Here is a 15,458-nt window from a genome sequence, read left to right on the forward strand (position 1 = left end):
AGTGCGGTCACGAGGGTGGTCAAGTTCGTCGTCACAAACGGATCTTGAGCACCCTCGCCTCATGCCCGCAGGCATTCGGAAAGACTCGTCTAGGGCGGCACCGGATTCACCACGCAGAACGGAACACCCCCGCGCGTGCGGGACGGACTCACTGCCCTTCTGGTACCGCCGACCATGCTCCGGAACACCCCCGCGCGTGCGGGACGGGCACTTTCCGACCTGCGCTTCAGCAACGCCTTTGCAGCTTCTTTTCCGCTGTTCCCGCGGTGTCCGGTGGTCGCATGCGGTCCACCTTACGAGCCGAGGAGGGCATGTGGATATCGGATGCCAACTGGCTGGCGTGCAGGGGTCAATGGCGGGTGGCTGCAGCCTGGCCCCGGCCGGCACCTGATCGCCGACTCCGAAGAGTCCCACCACTATCCCCAGCCCCCGCCACATGATCCGTGCCGCGGAAGCGTCCGGGTGCACGGTCGTAGGCGGGCTGATAGCCGACCGCGCTGCCGCTGACGGCCGCCTTGCCCACTGGCAGCCCGAGACCGGCCTGGACCGGGCGTTCCCGCTCGGCGGTCACCTGACCCATGGTGGGGTTGTGTTGGCCGGGGCCCTGCTGGCGGACCCGGAAGGGGTCTACGGTCCTGCCGAGCACAACGACCGGCTGCTGCTTGGGGCCGGGGGAGGACCAGCGAGGCCGAACCCTGCGCCCTGGGCACGGCGCCCTGTCTGTCCGCGCATTCCTCTCCTCAGGAAAGCATTTGGCCAACGGCCGCGGTATTACGAGAATGAACCGCATGTCAGGGGAGCAGTATTTGGTGGAGCGGCACACGATCTTGTCGGTGGTCGTCGGGTCGCGTGCGTTCGGGCTCTCCACGGCTGCCTCGGACATTGACCGCCGCGGCGTGTACGTCGCCCCAACCGCAGACTTCTGGCGCATGGCCAAACCGCCCACTCACGTGGAAGGCCCGCTGCCCGAGCAGTTCGGCTGGGAGGTGGAGCGGTTCTGCGAGCTCGCACTCTCCGGCAACCCCAACATTCTCGAAGTCCTGCACAGCCCGCTGGTCGAACAGCGCTCCGCGATCGGCGCCGAACTTCAGGACCTCGCCCCGGCGTTCCTCTCCCGCAAGGCGCACACCACGTTCGGGCGGTACGCCAGGTCCCAGTTCGCCAAGGCGGAGAACCGCCGGCAGCGTGAGGGCGAGCCGCGCTGGAAGCACATCATGCACATGTTCCGCCTGATGATCAGCGGTGCCGTGCTGCTGGAGAGCGGCACCGTGCACATCGACGCCGGCTCGTACCGTGAACGCCTGCTGGCCGTACGCCGTGGCGAAGTGTCCTGGGACGAGGCCTGCACCTGGCGCGACGAGCTGTCCGCACGCCTGGACCGGGCACTGGCCACCAGCCCGCTCCCGGAACACCCCGACACCACCCGCGTGGAGAACTGGCTGATCTCGGTCCGCCGTCGCTCCCTGACAAACGGAAACAGCCTCATATGACCACGCACACGGTTAGCGGCCTGCCCGACCTGATACAGGTCGTCGCCGAACAGCAGCACCCCCTGCTGTTCGCCACCATCTCGGGCGCCCACCTCTACGGCTTCCCGTCCCGCGACTCGGACATCGACCTGCGCGGCGTTCACCTGCTGCCCCTGCACGACCTCCTGGGACTGACGCCCCCGCAGGAGACACAGAGCCGCATGTGGGACGCCGACGGCCTGGAGATGGACCTGGTCACCCACGACCTGGCCAAGTTCGCCCGGCTCCTGCTCCGCCCCAACGGCTACGTCCTGGAACAGCTCCTCTCTCCGCTCGTGGTGCACACCACCCCCGAGCACACCGCCCTCGCCGGCCTCGCCCCGCGCCTGCTGACCCGCCACCACGCCCACCACTACCGCGGCTTCGCGAAGACACAGTGGCGCCTCTTCGGGAAGAGCGGCGAACTCAAGCCGCTGCTCTACACCTTCCGCGTCCTGCTCACCGGCATTCACCTGATGCGCGCCCACGAGGTCCAGGCGGACCTGCCGACACTGCTGGACAGCGTGCGCGCACCGGACTACGTCCGTGACCTCGTGGCGGCCAAGGCCGCGGCCGAGCACGGCCACCTGTCCACGCTCGACGGCGCGCCCTCGCACGAGCGGCTGACGGCCGATGTCGAAGCCCTCCACGCGGCCCTGGACGAGGCCGAGCAGTCGACGATGTTGCCGGATCAATCCGATGCCGGGACCGACTTGAACGAGCTGGTGGTTCAGACACGCCTGCGGGCAGGTGGAGTACCGGTCAGCGACCTGTCGGACAGGCCCTAATGCGGTTGTACCCCCGACAGCTTCGGGGGTTCTCCACCACCTCAAAGGCCGAGGCTGCCAAGAAGCGCCGCGAGGAGCACGCCGCACCGCGGGTGTCTCCAATTGGAGACGGCACGCCGCCCGGCTCCGGTACCAGGCCGAGCGTGATGCCGAGGGCCAGACCGTCATGACCTGTCGCACCGAGAGGGGGGCGTCATGACCTACGTCGAGGATCAGATAGCCGCCCGTGTCGCCCGCGTTCACGCAGAACAGGACCGCAAGCGCCTCGAGCGGGAAGAACTCGCCGCAGCCCGTACCCAGGGTCTCGCCCGCTGGCACGCGCAACGGCTTCGCCGCCAGGCGGAGTCTGCCGGGCCCGCCGATCGGGCCCGGCTCCCCATGACCGAGCGGGGCGTCGTGTATCGAGATCGTGAACTCGCCGTCCGATTCACATCGTTATTGTCACGACCCCTTCATATAACTGACGTGTGGCCTGCCCACAGCCCTACGCTCTGCGCGTGTCCTGCCCTCATGCCACGGTCGTCGGCCCGCTCATTGCAGCCCTCGCCCTCACCCTCACCGGCTGCTCACACACCCCGTCATCACATCATGCCGGGGCATCCCAGACTTTGGCGTCGGTCGCGTCCCATTCCCCTCATGCCCAGGTCGACGCCGGACGCAGTTGCTGGCTCTACCTTTACGGCCACGACGCCCGCATACAGGTCACCACCACCTACGGCAGCATCAGCCCCGTTCCGGAGTGCGGCAGCCTCGCCTCCTCCCTCTCCAGCGGTGGTGACTTCTGGACCACCCAGACCGTGAGCACCCAGGACGCCACCCCCGCCGTGTGCGCGATGTCCAAAGCGCCGTGGAGCATGGTCGTCCGGGACGGAGGAACCCAGACAACCGGGCAGCAGGTGTGCAGCGGACTGCTCCAACAAGGGTGGAGCGAGGACTCCACAGCCGAGCGGCAGGCTCAGGCACAGGAGTCCGCATCTGCGCAGGCCAGCGCCGTAACCAGCGCACGGGCCGCGGACCAGGATGCTGCCGTGAAGGCCGTCGACGCACTCAATAGCGCCATCGCGCGTTTCACCAACGCCTCCGCTGTCCGCGCCGACGCGACACAAGCGGACAAGGACCTGGCCGGCGAGCGCTCGGACGCGAAGAACGGCAACGGGGACGGCTGCTACAACGTCGACAGCGTGGTCCGCTACGACGCCGAGAACGAGGTGGGCTACGACGTGAACACATCCGGCTCCTACGACGTGCAGCAGGAGACGAACGGCATCCAGGGCATGCGCTCAAATATCAGCGCGGTCGAACGGGCTGAGACAGCCCTGAAAGCCGACGGCCTGCCGATGCCTGCGGGAGCGAGCAGCGCCCTCTCGCAGGCCCAGCACGACGTGACGCAAGCGGTGGCGACCACGAACAAGGCCATCGACGACATGAACGCTGATCTCAAGACGGCGTACCAGATCGCGAACACGCTGGGCACGGGGGACTGCGCGGGTAAAGGCCCCGGTGCCACGCCTGCGGGTTTGTCCCGCATCTCGTGACCGGGGCCAAGTGCCGCCGCCAGAAGCTTCGGGACTGCCGGGGCCTCCGATAGGCCCCGGGCCCCCAATCAGCTACGACCAAGGGAGACAGTGAGCGCGTGATCCAGTGCACGACGACAACGACCAAGGGAACCCGCTGTCGGCATCCGCTCATGGTCTGGCACGGCATCGGCCCTCACCCGGGGGTCTGCGCACGGCACGCCACTCCGGAACAGAATGCCGCGTCAACGGCGGCGCTCGATCTTCCGCTCAACGTGGCTACCGCTGACCCGGCCGCCCCCTTCCCAGGGGTGTCCATCACTCCGCAGCGCCTCATCGTCGAGCACCCGAGCGGCTGGGTAGCCAAGATCCGCGGCACGAACAAGAAGTACGTGTACGCGCGCACCTTCCTCGACCACAGCACAAAGCCGCCCTACGGGTGGCTGATCCCTGGCAATGGCTTGTACGAGTGCCGAGAGATCGGCCCGTATGGGAAGTTCTCGTGCTTCTTCGTGGTCAAGGGGGTGTTCCGTCGCAGGGTGGAGCTGGTGACTCCGGAGCAGGCCGCGCGGATGGCCCGCCGGATGGGCCCGAAGCCCTCCGAGTGATTGAGGGTCAGGCGCCGGCCCGCGACACTCCTCTCGGCCACCCACCAGCCACATGGACGGAGAGCCCGTGACCACGTACACCGCTCTCGACAACGACCTCCCGACCGTCACCGCAAGCGACCTGATCACCAGCGGCACCCCGCAGATCGTCGTCATCTGCCCGCACTGCAACGCCAGTACCGTCACCTCGGCCTGCGCTGCTTGCCCTGCGGCCGCTACTACCTGATCACTGCCTCCGTGCGCGCCGTCAACTGATCCGATCCACGCGGCTTGTCAGGAGCCGCTGACAGGCAACCCGCTGACATTCCGGGCCCAACCCATCGACGTAGCCGCTACCCGTTACAACCCATCGAACGCCAAGTGCTCAGCCTCAGCAGCTGCGACGCAACATGGCCCCGGTCGCCCACCATGACGGCGGGACGGGCGGGGCCATGTCCGAGGACGAGGGAGAAAGCCTGCTCCGGCCGCCGACCGTCCTCACCTGACAGGGGGGCGGCCGGAGCGGGTGCGGTCGCGCGGGTCAGCGGTGCAGGCGCCTTACTAATCCCACTCGTTGACGATCGGGTCAGGCCATTCCGGCATGGCGGAGGCGAGGTCTTCCGGCAACGCAGCGCGGACCTTCGCCCGTACCTCGTGAAGGCGTGCGGTGCCGGCGGCCCTAGCTTCGTTCTTCGTCGTGTGCAGCTCGCCCACCGTCTCGTTGCGGGGCGGCTGCCCGATCTCGGCGACCCACCTGTCTTCGTGGGCAGGCCAGACGCGCACGTGGGTCAAGTGGGAGGGTGCAGGCAGATTGGTGATCCCACGGGCGGCGGCTTCCTTGAGCACTTCGTCAACGGTCACCGTGTTTACTCCTGTTCATATCGGTCAGTACTGCGTCCAGGCGGGCGGACTTCACGACCCGAGACAAGCCAAGCGCGGTGTTCGCATAGTGGTCCGCTTCGTCCCTGGTCTTCTGCCGGTACAGCACCGTGGCCAGTCTCCCGGCGGGGCGATGTCCTTTGCCCGTGCCCGGTTCGAGGTCTGCGAGTCCACCGCCCGCCGCAACCGGGCAACCAACTCGGCGGGAACTCGTCCCGTGGTCTGCGAGAGCATGAACAGGGCGTCGCCGATGTCGCCATGGAGCTTGTGTTCGGTCAGGTACCAGAACTGCGGCGGGTCGTCGCGGAGGTCCGTGACGCGGCTGTAGATCGTCTCGGCGAGGCTGATGTTCTTCATCACCTGCCGCTCGTCGCCGTTGAGGGCGTGTGCCTGTGCCCGCGGGACGGCGAGCATGGACAGCGCGGAGGTGGGGACCTTTTCCTCGGCCATCTCCAGGAGAGCGAGCGTGGCCTGCGGCTGGTGGGCAGCGAGTTCGACGCGGGCCAGACCGGAGGCCACGTGGCAGACCATCGCCTCGTCGCCGCCCTCGACCGCGGCCTTGAGGGCGAGGGCGAACACCCGGCGTGCCTGTTTCTCGCTGCCGGCATCGAAGTGGGTCCAGCCCGCGAGATCGCCGAGGTTGCCGATGCCCGCGCACAGCCCGGCGCGCACGGCCGGGGTGGTGGAGGAGCCGGTGAGGTCGATGGCGCGCTGGAGTTCGGCCATGGCCAGGTGCCGGGTGTGGACTCCGCCAGTGCGGCGGTCCCATTCCTGGAGGGCCAGCGTGCGCTCCGATAGCGCGTTCAGGTCGCCTTTGCTGAGCCTGGCCGGGGTCTCGGCGAAGATCCCCGTCAGTGGCAGCGAAAGGAATGTACGTCGCTGCGAGGCCCCCACCTCCTTCCGCGTGCGGTCGCATCGGGTCCGTTTTGAGTACAGGCCGAGCTGTGCATCGGTGGTCATGCCGTAGACAGTGCGCAGGGCACGCCGGTAGTCGTCGTTGGGCCAGGTGACCTGGCCCCGTTCTAAGCGGGAGATCCAGTTGCCGTCAACGCCCGGTCGGGTGCCGGTCACGGCTTCGACGGCGTCGCATACGCGTTCGGCTGCCTGGCTTTGTGTCCATTCCCGGTCCTGCCTGAGCCGCGCAATGACCCGGTTCTCCACTGATTGCCCCAATGCGTCTGTGGGGGTTGGGAGTTGAAGCAAACAGCCTAGTGAAATGCCTAGCAAAACGGCTAGCAGAACGCCGTGGACCCTGGCCCCTTCTCGCACCGATCCTCATGGGTTATGCGCCCCATTCCCCGGGTGCAAGAACCCCGACGAGAGGGTCTGAACCTGTGATCTCCCACGCCACCCCGCAGAAGAAGGACGCGACCTACGACCACCAGGCCGAGCGGGTCGCGCTGCCCATCAAGATTCATCACCGCGACGGCACCGCCGAGGAGACGACTTTGGTCATTACCCCGGACGAACTGCACGTCTACGCGATCCAGTTCGAGCGGATGATCGAGAAGCGGAAGGTGGCCCAGGCCGTTGAAGGGACCCTGGCGTAAGCGGCCTGCCCACTCGCCAGGCTGAGCCCGTCGACGTCTTCCATCCTTTCCGTGCCTTCATGGCCCTGCTCGTGGGGGCCGGTGAAGGCACACGTCGCGATCCTGGCCCCGGACGCCATCACCCACGCCTCACCGCTTCCGCCCGCCCCGGCGTCCGCGCCTGAACCTGCTGCCGCAGGACGACTGATTGTTCCGGCCTCGCACGCATCCCGCAAGGGGCGGAGCCACTGCCCGGCCCAGTTCTCATTGGCGCCCACAACCGTCGCGTGCTTCCCGCCCGTCCAGTGAGCTCACCCAAGAAGCGGCGGCCCGGCAGGGCCGCATCCAACGACACGTCAGGAGGAATCGATGGTGACCACATTCCCTGCTGCCGCGACGGCGGCGCGCACCGGCCCCGGGCGGGCGGAAGTCCTCGACCAGGTCGCCCGGCTGGCGGACTTGGAGGAGTCCGCGGTCGAACAGATGCGGGCCGAGGCGCTGGGGGCGCCGACTCGTGGCGTCGTCGCCTACGGCGAGTACCAGTCGGGCGGCTGGTGGACGGCGTCGCTGATGAACCACTCCGGGGATCCGCATGACGTCGTGATCGGTGACGGCCGCCCTCAACGTACCTCCCTGTTGGAGGCCATGCCCGCCACCGCGCGGTTCCTCGATGCGCTGGGGCTGGACTTGACGTACGTGCGTCTCGCCCGCCTGGAGCCGCACTCCTACCTGTGGGAGCACCGCGACTACGCGGAACTGCGTGAGACCGGCCGGCATCGCCTGCACATCCCGCTCGTCACCAACCGCTCGGCCGTCCTGGTCACCGCAGGAGCCCGGGTTCACATGGCGGCCGGTGCGCTGTGGCGGCTGACGCCCTCGCAGGCGCACGGTGTGTGCTACACGACGGGCCCGGACCGGCTCCACCTGATCGCGGACGTGTACGCGGACGACGCCTACCAGGCCCTGGCCGCCCGCCCGCACCTGCGCGACGGGGATACGGCGGACCTGCCAGAGATGGCCAGGGCGGACCGGGCCGCACTGCTGAAGCGGGCCGGACAGCTCGCCGAGCTCGGCTTCACCGCCGCGGCCGAACAGACGCTGCTGCGCGCCTTCTACACCTACGCCCTGCCGGAGGGCGGCGCGTATGACCTGATCGCCGAACTCCATGAGGGCCGCGGCGCGGACGCCGACGCGAGCAGGTGGCGCGAGGCGAAGGCGCACCTGCTCGCCCGCCCCTGACCCCGACCCGAGCGCGTCCCCGCAAGGAGTCCGCATGTCCACCTCGGTATCCGAGCCGAGCGAGTTGCTCGCGCTCGAGGAACTCGCGCACGCCCACCGGCTGGCACAGCTGGCCGTCCTGGGCGACCTGGTCCACGCCCTGTCGGCCACAACGGCTGTGACTCACCTGCTGGTTCGCGGCTCGCTCGCCTCCGGCACCGCTGACCGGCTCTCCGACGTCGACCTAGTCGTTGCCGTCCGCGACGACCGGCTGCCCGACCTGATGGACACCCTGGACGCGCTGATGTCCGCCACCTTCGGCACGCTGCTGCCGGGCTGGCGGGACGCCATCGTCGGCAATCTCGGCGGCGCCGGGTTCGTCTACCTGCTGCCGCACGACGGGCACCTTCTCCAGCTCGATCTGTACCTGTGCCCGACCAGCGCGGTCGGGGCGCTGCGCCGCAGGATCGGCCCCCGCCTGCTGTGGCAGGGCGCCGGCGCCGGCGCCGACGACATCGCCGACGCCGACACCCGGCAGCGCACGGCGCAGGAACTCGCCCGTGCCGCGGAGGCGCCGGCGGACTGCGGCAGTCTCCTGGTCCAGGCGATGGTGCTGCACGCGATGCTCCGCAAGCGCCTGGCGAGGGGCCAGCAGTACATCGCCTACGGCCTCCTGCACGACCTGAACGCCACCTGCCGGGACATGATTCGCACCGCGCTGGTGCCGTACTCCCGGCATCACGGCTGGTACCACCTGCCCGACGAAGTCGGCCGGACCGCCACCGGCCGCGAGTGCCTGATCGAGCTGACGCAGGCGCTGACCAGTCCGCCGGTCCCCACCGTGGCGCAGGCTGACGAAGCGTTGGACCGCATCATTCGCCTCGCGCAGCGGATCGCCCCGCACGCCGCCGACTCTCTGACCGACGAGATCACCGCGTACCGCGCCTACCAGCAGCACGAGGAGGGACTCTCATGAGCCGCACCGATCGCGTTCCAGAGTTGACGACGGCCCTGTTCGCCGGAGTCGTTCCGCCCGACGGTGAGGAGCCGTTGGCGGAGGCGGCCGGCGCCGCGCTGGCCCGCGCCGGGTACGCCTTGCGGCACGGCGGCTACAACGGGCTGATGGAGGCCGCCGCGCGCGGCGCCGCATCCCACGGGGTGCCGGTCACCGCGATCACGCTGGCCGACCGCCCCGACTGGGGAGCGCTCAACCCCTACGTCACCACCACCGTGTACTCGCCGACCATGGGGGCCCGGCTGCACGCCTACCTCGATGACGTGGACCTTGTCGTCGCGATGGGCGGCGGCGTGGGCACGCTGCACGAACTGAGCGCCGCCCTGTACTACGCCACCACGATCCGACCGCTGCCTGTACGGCTGCTCGGGCCCACCGCCCGTCGCCTGAGCGCGTTCCTTCGGGCCGAAGGGTGGCTGACCGAGATGCCCACCCGGCCTCTGGGCTTCCTGCTCGAACTCCCCGACGTCGAAGCCCTCACCGCTGATCTCAAGGCCCTCGCCGATGGGCGGTGCGAGTCATGACCCCGTCCAGCGCCCCGTTCGCGGAGAAGATCGCCACCGTTGCCTACCGGCCCGGCCCCTACCGGCTCCCGGCCGGCGGCACACTCGACACCTACTTCGACCCCTACCGGCTGGCCGGTGACCCGGAGCTGCTGACGGAGACCGCCACCGCGCTCGCGGACCTGCTGCCCGCCGACACCGAGGCCCTGGCCGGTCCGGCGCTGGCCGGAGTGCCGCTGGTCACGGCGGTGTCCCTGCACACCGGTCTGCCCGCAGCCTTCCTTCGCCCGGTGCCGAAGGCACACGGCACGTGGCAGCAGATCGAGGGTGCCGAGCTGGGGGGTCGGCGGACGGTCCTGCTGGACGACACCGCCCGCAGCGGCGCCAGTCTCCTGCGCAGCGCCCGCCTGCTGCGGATGAGTGGCGCGCGGGTCGGCACGGCCGTGTGCGTCCTGGACCGGGACGCGGGCGCCACCACGCTGCTCGCCGACCACCACTTGGTTCTGCGCGCCCTGCTCCGGGATGCGGACGGCGCCCGGTGACGGCGCCCCGGCAACCGGCGCTGTTCGACCTGGATGGGGTGCTGCTGGACAGTGCTGCCGCGGTCCGGGCCACCCTCGCGGCGGTCGCCACCTGCGCTCTGGGCCGCCGTGTGACGCCGGGCGATCTTCCTCCCGGTGCCCTGCGTCGCCCCCGCTGCGAGGTCTTGGCGTTCCTGGATGTCGCCGACCCGGACGACGCGTGCGACCGCTGGTGGGACGGCGCGGCGTCGGCGATCCCTGTCGAGACCTTCCCAGGGGTGCTCTCTGGCCTGTTGGCCTTGCGCGCGCAGGGCACGGCCATCGGCGCGGTCACGGTTCAGGACCCCGAACGCGTGCGCTGGCTGCTGCCGGGGGCCCTGTCCGACCTGCTGGAAGTCGTCGTCACCCGGCAGGACGCACCGCCCAAACCGGCTCCCGACGGACTGCACCTCGCCCTGCGCCGGCTGGACGTCCCACCGGAGCGCGCGGTGTTCGTCGGCGACAGCCCCACCGACATGACCGCGGCCCGCGCCGCCGGAGTCGTCGCCCTCGGAGCGGTCTGGGGCTGGCACCCTCCCGCCGCACTCCGCGCCGCCGGGGCCGATCACCTCCTACTCGAACCCGCCAGCATCGGGCTGTCCCTGCTGCACCACCTGCCCCTAATCGACAGCGCGTGACCCAGCACCACCACTACAGTGGAGGGCGCCCCTACGGGCGCCCTTTGCACTTCTGCACTCAGAGGACACAGGCGAATGCGCGTGATGCGGCGACGAGCACCCGGCGCCGAGCTGGAGCACTGAGACAGCGGATCCCCGCTCCTCAGCCCCGACTCGCGGTCCGGCTCGGCGCGCACCCCATCACCCCGCCACCGTGCCCAGACCTCTGAAAGCTACCCCGATGCCTGTACCGCCCACCAGCGGCCGTCTGCAATGGACTGACGTTCCCCCGCCGCTGCGCGCCCGCCTCGAAGGCGCCCTCGGCTCACCCGTCACCGACACCGTCACCCCCCATGGCGGCTTCGGACACCAGCTCGCCGCCGTCCTCCGCCTGGCCGACGGCCGACGGGTCTTCGTCAAGGCGGCCCCCGACGACGACCCGCTCACCGCCGCCAACGTCCACGAAGCCGCCGTCCTGGACGCGCTGCCTCCCGGCGCCCCGGCCCCCGACCTGCTCGGCATCCACCATGCCGCCCACTGGACCGCCGTGGTCATCGCCCACCTCGACGGCCCCCATCCCGACCTGTCCCCGCAGTCCGACGACGCCGGGCAGACCTGGGCCCTGCTGGACAAGCTCACCTCCAACCCTGCCCCGGCGCCGTACACCGCGGCGGTAAGCACCGCCTCCTCCTCAGCGGCGGCCCTGCACGGCTGGGACGAACTGGCCTCCGACCCGCCGGCCGACCTCGCCCCTACCGCCCGCGCCCACCTGCCGCAGCTCGCCGAGTTGGAAGCCGCCTGGCCCGCCCTCGCACTCGGCAACCGCATCGTCCACGGCGACCTGCGGGCCGACAACATGGTCCGCGACCACGACCGCGGCGTCACCTTCGTGGACTGGGCCCACGCCACCACCGGACCGGCCTGCATCGACGCCGCCTCCCTCGCGCCGCAGCTCGTCCTCGCCGGACACGCGCCCGCAGACATCGCCCGCCTGCTGCGCGACCACCCCGCCACCGCCGACAACCCCGACACCACCACGGCGTTCCTCGCCGCACTCACCGGCCACTGGCACCGCAACGCCCGCAAGCCCGCACCCCCAGGCGCCCCCGGACTGCGCGCCTACCAGCACCGCGCCGCCGCCGCCGGTCTCGCCTTCCTCGGCTACCGCCTGAGCTGAAGCCACGGGAAGTCGACATGCCGGGCCAAGTTGGGGGCCATCCGGAATACGTCGGAAGCGTGCGTTGGGGTAACGGGCCGCAGCCCGGGGCCCTGTGACGCTACGTCGGACTGTCGGCAGTGAACCGCGCAGTTACCGCGACAGCGGTTCCGGCGACCTGCGGAAACACTGCCCCGGCAAGATTAGGTGTCCGCAGAACCTGCCGCCCAGTAATGTGCCGCCAAAGCTCTTGGAGGCGGCCCTCGGAACAGGCGAGAATTTCGGTCAGGCTCGTCGGGGCCGGGGAGGGTACCGAGCAGCCGGTACCCCGTGCGTGAGCCACCTGATGTCGCAATGCGGAGAGAAAGGATCCGCACCAGCGCGGACCCCTGGCGTCCGCACCTCGCGGAAGATCCAAAAGCACAGATAGTGGTCCGCGGGCTCATCCGCTGGTACTTGCGCAGGCCGGCTTCCGGATCGACCCCCGGCCGCCGACTGGCCGGCCATCCGCACGGAAGCTGCGTTGCGGTGGTTCGTATCCCTGGGTCATGACATCGACCCTGGCGCACGAGAGGCGGATGCGGATGGCCGACCGAGATGCCAGTGCCGTGCCTGCGGCAGTCAGCTCACCGTTACGGGCAAGAGGAAAACCCAGAGCTCAACTGGCAAGGGACGATGCCCGGTTGATGGTACGGCGTTGGCACCAAGAGGCCGGGAAGGGGTCGGTCGGGGCCGGATGGGTGTGAGGGCGGGATGCCCGGTGACCTGCAGGATCCCCTCCAGAGGGGGTACCCCCGCTCTGGCCGGACGAGGGGTAACGCACTGCCTGTGCGCCCTCAGGGGTGATCTGCAGCAGGCGCCAGGTTGGCACCCGACTCACGGGGACTGAACAGGCCCCGATGAGCCAGAACACCAGGTGGGCTGCGAAGCGCAACCGGGTCCACCGGCGCCCCCTCTGGCAGGGCCCGTACGGCCGCCGAGGTCGCCCACCACGTCCCGGATGTCTCGCCCCGGTAGTAGACCGGTGCTGCCCGGACAGGTCACCGATTACCAACAGCTTGGAGCCGCCGCTCGTCCACCCCGTTATTCGGGACGCCGTCGCGGACTCGGCAGATGGCACGGCCACCGCGTACTCCTCCGAGGAGGTGTGAGCCGCCTATGACTCGCAGATGCTGAAGGCGCCGGCGTGACCTACCGCGTCATACAGTGCCGATGCCCTCCGCGAGATCTGCACACTGACGCCAAATCAGCAAGGCGCGGTCCTTGAGACCGAGCGCGGCCCGCTCGTCACCCGACCGTACGACGTCGGCACCGAGCACGAGGGGCGTGGGCCGACCGTGCTGCGTCGGCTGGTGCTCGACGAGGCGCGGATGTCGATCGCCTACCGGATCCACCTCGACCGCGTCGAGGTTCAGGTCGTCCGGATCATCGGCCACCCCCTAGCACGAACGAGCAGCCACTGAAGGGCGTTTCACTCCGGCCGCGGGCCGCAAGCGGCCGGTGGCGGAACACCCCCGCGCCTGCGGGACGGACCATAGCCCGGCCGCCGCCGTCCTGGAAATACACGGAACACCCCCGCGCCTGCGGGACGGACATCTTCGCCCGGTGCAGTTCGTCGAGTCGAACCGGAACACCCCCGCGCCTGCGGGACGGACACTCCGTGACCTGCGCTTTAGCAGCTCCTTTGCCATTTTTTCGCTAGCGCTGTTGCTGTGGAAACTGTTCGGACGCCACCCACCTTATGGTCGGTGCCAACAGCCAGGCCCGCCGAACGCTGCCATGACCGAGACGGATCCGGCGATCACTTGCACACCCAGTTCCCCGTATCCGGGACAACCCCGCAGGCGCGAGACGGACGCCGGTCGACCGGCCAACAGCCCGGGTGGTTGCGGAACGCCCCACGTGAGCGGGACTGACTCGATGGTGCGTATGGTCTCGTCGCCGTTGGTCGGGACACCCCGCGAGTGCGCGACGGACTCGCTGCGGAAGTATCGTGAGCCACTCGTCTGTCAGCGGCCGGGAATGCTGTCCGGGCTAGGGTCGCGATGCCCGTGGAGAAGCCGGACGTGCCAACCGAAGCGGGTTGGATCCGGTCAGCACGACGCGGACCGGCTCCAAAGGGCGGTACAGGCAGACGCTGCCCACTCACGGTGCCAGCGAAGTCCGAGCACGCCGCTGACGTCGTCATGCGGATCGGCCGAGTTCTCGTTGCCTGCGCGTGACAGAAGGCACTCGGCCTCGTGCCGGACGGCGGGGCGCGGCTCTGTTCGCCCGAGATATCGTGGAGGGCCTGATGACCGCCGCTTTTCATGATCTGGATCTGGGGGAGCACCGCGTGGCTGAGGATCGCATCACGCAGATTGAGATCGACTCGTTGACCCGCCGTGTCGAAGCGGTGGAGGACCGTGTCGAGGCGCTCCAGGTGCAGACGGGCGGCAACTTCGCTGCTGTCATCGAGGGCCAGGCCGCGCTGCGCCGCGAGGTCCGGGATGGTTTCGCCCGGGTGAACGAGCGCTTCGACGTCCTGGAGGCGAAGATGGACCGCCACCAGGCTCAGATCATCGAGCTGCTGTCGGCGCTGGTGGGCAAGAACCCGGACGCGAACTGATCAACACCGGCCGCCGCTTGATCAAGAAGGGCTCGGACTCCCATGGTGGGATCCGAGCCCTTCCTCGTGCCGTCCCGTGATCACTGAGCCGGAGCCTGGCGGCACCCCAGGTACCAGCGCGCGGCCACACCGGTCTCCTATGTCTCATCCTTGACCGGGTCCGGTTGCAGCCAGCCGATCCAGATGCGCCAGGCGAACGTCAGCGCGATCAGGCCCGCGGTGAATACGAAGATCCAGATCAGCCAGGCGGGCAGATAGGCAGGCAGCGGCCAGCGGTGACTGAGCGATGTTGCCAGTGCGACGGTGGTTCCCAAGGCGGCGCGGCGGGGCGATCCAGATGATCGGTGATGCCACACGCCGGGCACCGAGAGCGTAGGGGACGAGGAGGTGCAAGGCCCACGATCTCCGGTACGACGAACCACAGGGCCCACTGATTGGGGGTGTCCGCGGTCAGGCCGGCAGCCGACACCACCGTGACCAGAGTCAGGTGGCAGATGGCCAGGGCGGTGATCACAAGACGGGTGGGCCGGCTCGCTTCCAGCTTCACCAGCCTGAGGTCAGGATCCATGGGGGAATCACGGTTCCGTCGCGTGTCCGGACGGGCCTGCAACTGCTCCTGGAAGCCGGCGGCCCTGCCCGTCTCCTCGGACTCGGGAGGTTCGTCAATGCCCTCGATGCCGACAGCCGTTTGAGCCTGGTCGATGAGTGCGACGGCCTGCTCGTAGGTGGTGGGTTCGGCGTCGGGCCGGCGGGCGCGCTGAATGACGGCGTTGCGGATACCGGTCAGCCATTGCCGGGCGCCGTCCGCGTCGGGCTGGGTGGTGAGGGTCTCAAGGGCGTGCGGAAGCAGCCGCTCGGGGTCGGCGGCTACTGCCCGGTGAACGCCTAGACGAGTCTTTCCGAACGCGTTCAGTGGTCGTAGGCGGTCAGTGAGCGGCTGACCGCCTGGCCGGTGCGGAAGTTGTGCCAGATCGCG

General features: G+C 69.4%; 17 protein-coding genes and 1 CRISPR repeat array. Of the genes, 13 read left to right on the plus strand and 4 right to left on the minus strand.

Annotated features, from left to right (window positions below; genetic code table 11):
- The first annotated feature begins 788 nt into the window (after positions 1 to 788).
- The 5 genes from ACIHFE_RS34305 to ACIHFE_RS34325 all read left to right on the plus strand — a co-directional run bounded on the left by ACIHFE_RS34305 (position 789) and on the right by ACIHFE_RS34325 (position 4,644).
- A complete protein-coding gene (locus ACIHFE_RS34305) occupies positions 789 to 1,490 on the plus strand; it encodes a DNA polymerase beta superfamily protein (protein ID WP_400112972.1) in 702 nt (233 codons plus the stop codon).
- Positions 1,487 to 2,296, plus strand: a complete 810-nt coding sequence (locus tag ACIHFE_RS34310; RefSeq protein ID WP_400112974.1) for a DNA polymerase beta superfamily protein — start codon at positions 1,487 to 1,489, stop codon at positions 2,294 to 2,296. Before ACIHFE_RS34305 ends, ACIHFE_RS34310 begins: the two co-directional genes overlap by 4 nt.
- A 497-nt stretch (positions 2,297 to 2,793) precedes the next feature.
- Entirely contained in the window at positions 2,794 to 3,831 is a 1,038-nt protein-coding gene (locus ACIHFE_RS34315; protein WP_400112976.1) for a hypothetical protein, read from the plus strand.
- A 98-nt stretch (positions 3,832 to 3,929) separates the two neighbouring features.
- Positions 3,930 to 4,418: a hypothetical protein gene (locus tag ACIHFE_RS34320; protein ID WP_400112978.1), complete on the plus strand. Its 489-nt coding sequence runs from the start codon at positions 3,930 to 3,932 to the stop codon at positions 4,416 to 4,418.
- A gap of 67 nt (positions 4,419 to 4,485) precedes the next feature.
- Entirely contained in the window at positions 4,486 to 4,644 is a 159-nt protein-coding gene (locus tag ACIHFE_RS34325) for a hypothetical protein (RefSeq protein WP_400112980.1), read from the plus strand.
- A 314-nt stretch (positions 4,645 to 4,958) separates the two neighbouring features.
- Here ACIHFE_RS34325 and ACIHFE_RS34330 read toward each other — a convergent pair whose 3' ends face one another.
- On the minus strand, positions 4,959 to 5,258 hold the full coding sequence (locus ACIHFE_RS34330) for a hypothetical protein (RefSeq protein ID WP_400112981.1): 300 nt from the start codon (positions 5,256 to 5,258) through the stop codon (positions 4,959 to 4,961).
- Between the two features lie 51 nt (positions 5,259 to 5,309).
- Complete coding sequence (locus ACIHFE_RS34335) at positions 5,310 to 6,437, minus strand: helix-turn-helix domain-containing protein (RefSeq protein WP_400112983.1); 1,128 nt, start codon at positions 6,435 to 6,437, stop codon at positions 5,310 to 5,312.
- Between the two features lie 173 nt (positions 6,438 to 6,610).
- On the opposite strand from ACIHFE_RS34335, the gene ACIHFE_RS34340 reads away from it, so the two are divergent.
- From ACIHFE_RS34340 to ACIHFE_RS34370, 7 genes are all read left to right on the plus strand, one after another.
- Positions 6,611 to 6,826: a hypothetical protein gene (locus ACIHFE_RS34340; RefSeq protein WP_400112986.1), complete on the plus strand. Its 216-nt coding sequence runs from the start codon at positions 6,611 to 6,613 to the stop codon at positions 6,824 to 6,826.
- 348 nt (positions 6,827 to 7,174) lie between these two features.
- Positions 7,175 to 8,044: an aspartyl/asparaginyl beta-hydroxylase domain-containing protein gene (locus ACIHFE_RS34345; protein ID WP_400112987.1), complete on the plus strand. Its 870-nt coding sequence runs from the start codon at positions 7,175 to 7,177 to the stop codon at positions 8,042 to 8,044.
- 34 nt (positions 8,045 to 8,078) lie between these two features.
- Positions 8,079 to 8,999: a hypothetical protein gene (locus tag ACIHFE_RS34350; RefSeq protein WP_400112988.1), complete on the plus strand. Its 921-nt coding sequence runs from the start codon at positions 8,079 to 8,081 to the stop codon at positions 8,997 to 8,999.
- Entirely contained in the window at positions 8,996 to 9,562 is a 567-nt protein-coding gene (locus ACIHFE_RS34355; RefSeq protein ID WP_400112991.1) for an LOG family protein, read from the plus strand. Before ACIHFE_RS34350 ends, ACIHFE_RS34355 begins: the two co-directional genes overlap by 4 nt.
- Positions 9,559 to 10,083 (plus strand): orotate phosphoribosyltransferase, encoded by a 525-nt coding sequence (locus ACIHFE_RS34360; RefSeq protein ID WP_400112992.1) that lies wholly within the window; start codon positions 9,559 to 9,561, stop codon positions 10,081 to 10,083. Before ACIHFE_RS34355 ends, ACIHFE_RS34360 begins: the two co-directional genes overlap by 4 nt.
- On the plus strand, positions 10,080 to 10,739 hold the full coding sequence (locus ACIHFE_RS34365) for an HAD family hydrolase (protein WP_400112993.1): 660 nt from the start codon (positions 10,080 to 10,082) through the stop codon (positions 10,737 to 10,739). Before ACIHFE_RS34360 ends, ACIHFE_RS34365 begins: the two co-directional genes overlap by 4 nt.
- Positions 10,740 to 10,959: 220 nt before the next feature.
- Positions 10,960 to 11,895: a phosphotransferase family protein gene (locus tag ACIHFE_RS34370; RefSeq protein ID WP_400112995.1), complete on the plus strand. Its 936-nt coding sequence runs from the start codon at positions 10,960 to 10,962 to the stop codon at positions 11,893 to 11,895.
- Between the two features lie 1,178 nt (positions 11,896 to 13,073).
- On the opposite strand, the gene ACIHFE_RS34375 is transcribed toward ACIHFE_RS34370, so the two are convergent.
- Positions 13,074 to 13,310 carry a hypothetical protein gene (locus tag ACIHFE_RS34375; protein WP_400112997.1) on the minus strand — a complete coding sequence of 79 codons (237 nt, stop codon included), beginning with the start codon at positions 13,308 to 13,310 and terminating at the stop codon, positions 13,074 to 13,076.
- A gap of 68 nt (positions 13,311 to 13,378) precedes the next feature.
- Positions 13,379 to 13,530: a CRISPR direct-repeat array (repeat unit 29 nt; unit sequence CGGAACACCCCCGCGCCTGCGGGACGGAC).
- Between the two features lie 637 nt (positions 13,531 to 14,167).
- Between ACIHFE_RS34375 and ACIHFE_RS34380 the strand changes: the two genes are divergently transcribed.
- The gene (locus ACIHFE_RS34380) at positions 14,168 to 14,482 is read left to right on the plus strand and encodes a hypothetical protein (protein WP_400112998.1); all 315 of its coding nucleotides are present in this window, start codon (positions 14,168 to 14,170) and stop codon (positions 14,480 to 14,482) included.
- A 238-nt stretch (positions 14,483 to 14,720) separates the two neighbouring features.
- On the opposite strand, the gene ACIHFE_RS34385 is transcribed toward ACIHFE_RS34380, so the two are convergent.
- A partial coding sequence (locus ACIHFE_RS34385) for a hypothetical protein (RefSeq protein ID WP_400112999.1) occupies positions 14,721 to 15,458 on the minus strand: 738 nt, incomplete at its 5' end.

It is taken from the genome of Streptomyces sp. NPDC052396 (assembly GCF_044593195.1).
Lineage (GTDB): Bacteria > Actinomycetota > Actinomycetes > Streptomycetales > Streptomycetaceae > Streptomyces.